The 2,434-nt window shown below is 51.7% G+C and carries 1 protein-coding gene and 1 pseudogene; both read left to right on the top strand.

Features of this window, described 5'->3' with window-relative positions; genetic code table 11:
• Nucleotides 1-832, top strand: a pseudogene (locus ACXRVY_RS24390) (PAS domain-containing protein); the annotation flags it as partial.
• A 40-nt stretch (nt 833-872) separates the two neighbouring features.
• The coding region (locus ACXRVY_RS24385) for a recombinase family protein (RefSeq protein ID WP_458238461.1) at nt 873-2,434 on the top strand (1,562 nt) is incomplete at its 3' end.

Below are 2,434 nucleotides of genomic sequence, written 5' to 3'. Positions count from 1 at the left end.
GATCATTGCCAATTACTTCATTTCGTCGCGACTGTTCGAGCACACACTGCAAATCAGCACCACCATCGGCACCGAGCAGGCAGCGTTTTCCCTTGCCACCGCTCGGGGCGCCAAAGAGCTGAACGCGATTCTCGACAAGGCGCTACTAAGCATCTCGCCGGAAGAACTGGGCATCATCAACAGCCGTTGGCGCGGCTATTCGGCGTCTTCGCAAAACACCTGGCGCAACTATCAACGGCTGTTCTATCAGATCGTCATCGGTGCCGGCGTGCTGCTGCTGATTTCCATTGCGTGGAACGACTACATGCGACGCCAGATCAAGCAACGCAAGGCCGCCGAGCGTGCGTTGAACGATCAGTTCGAGTTCATGCGATCGCTGGTCAATGGCACGCCCCATCCGATCTACGTACGTGATCGCCAGGGGCTACTGCAAAGTTGCAACGACAGTTACCTGCAAGCGTTCAGCGCCAGGCGTGAAGATGTCATCGGCAAAAGTGTCATGCAGGGATCGATGAGCAATGTATTCGAAGCCCGGGAGTACCAGGCTGACTACCAACGCGTGGTGGCCGAGGGCAGACCGTTGATCGTCGATCGCGAGCTGCACATTGGCGGCCGGCGGTTGACGATCTATCACTGGATTCTTCCCTATCGGGATTCCAGCGCAAAAGTGCAAGGCATTATCGGTGGCTGGATCGATATCAGCGAACGGCGGCAACTGCTCGATGATCTGCGTTGCGCGAAAGAACGTGCCGATAACGCCAACCGGGCCAAAAGCACGTTTCTGGCCACGATGAGCCATGAGATCCGCACGCCGATGAATGCAATGATTGGAACGATGTTATGATTTTATTTCGAGTCTAGAGGTGGTGGCTGTGCAAAAGCTCTGTTTCTCCTACGTGCGGTATTCAAGCTGGACACAACGCAACGGCGATAGCGTTAAACGACAGAACGAGATGGTAGCCAAGTGGCTGCTGGAGAACCCCGAATACGTCTTGAGCGAACAACGCTACAACGACCACGGGAAGTCAGGCTATCACGGTGATCATCTGGATAACGCTTTTGGTCGTCTGCTGGCCGCTGTGGAGAATGGCGACATTCCCCGTGGCAGCAAGGTACTGATTGAGCAGATTGACCGTGCAGGACGTTTGGCACCAATGGAGATGCTCCCGCTGGTCTCCAAGATCGTCAATGCTGGTGTTGACCTTGTGACGCTGGATGACGGCATTACGTACAACCGAGAATCAGCCAACAGCAACCATCTGTTCTTGCTCGTTGCCAAGGTACAGCAGGCATACCAGTACAGTGACAACTTGAGTCGTCGCTTGAAAGCTGCCTATGAAACCAAACGAAAGAAAGCTGCTGCTGGTGAAGGTGCTACACGCCGTATGCCGTTATGGATACGTGATGGAAAGCTGAGAGACGATATCGCACCTTTCATTGTTCAAGTGTTCGAAGATTTCGCTGCTGGTATCGGTGAGCGTCGTATTCTTGGGCGACTGAAAGACCAGCACTCTGACTTCAATACAACCAGCCCTTCGACGTTCAGACGCTGGCTACGTAACCCGGTGGCTATAGGTCGTTGGAATGATATTGAGGATGTATGGCCTGCTGTTGTCAGCAAGGAACTTTGGTTTCGTGTTCAAAAACGTATCAACGACAGTAGTGCAACCCCCAAGGCTGCTGCTTCGAAGTATCTTCTGACAGGAATTGTGAAGTGTGCCAGATGCGGCAAGAACTACTGTGTTGGTGGGCAGAAAGGCGCTCTCACAATGTTGTGCGTCAGTCGTCACAGGTTTGGTGGTGGTGCTGGGGGCTGTACAAACAGTCGCTCTATACCCTATGCCGTATTCGACTTTATCCGCTCTCAAACAGCCCATGCCGCACTTGTACGAGCAGCACAGAGTCAGAACCTGACAACCAGTGAAAAACGCCTAATTGAAATTGATGGTGAGCTGGCCGAACTACAGCGTCAGTTTGTGAATGTATCAGGTGGGCTAGCCAAGTATGGAATGGTCAAGGCTATCACTGATGTTCTAGATCGTGTGACAGCACAGATTTCAAAACTTGAGCAAGAGCGTGTTTTGTTGAACGCTACACCAGCACCAACAACAATGGATGACATGCTGGGTTTTGAGGATATCTTACTAGACGACGATACCGTCAAGCTCAACGCCCTGCTTCAAGGTGTCGGATATTCAATGATCGTAGATGACCGTACAATCACCGTGATGGAGTCTAGTGTGTACAGTGCGTTAGATGTTCAGGTTTACCGCTATCTTGGCTCAGATCGTGTTAACGGCACGTACAAACTCAACGTGAATGATGAAAGCGTGTATCACTTGCCCAATCTGGACTCCAAGGTGCAGAAGGAACAGTACGATACGCAAATTAAAGAGGAAGCTGATATTGCAAATGAAATTGCACAGTTGGTAGC

This window comes from Pseudomonas sp. P5_A2_2 (assembly GCF_054177685.1).
This window is presented reverse-complemented; position numbering and strand designations above follow the sequence as displayed.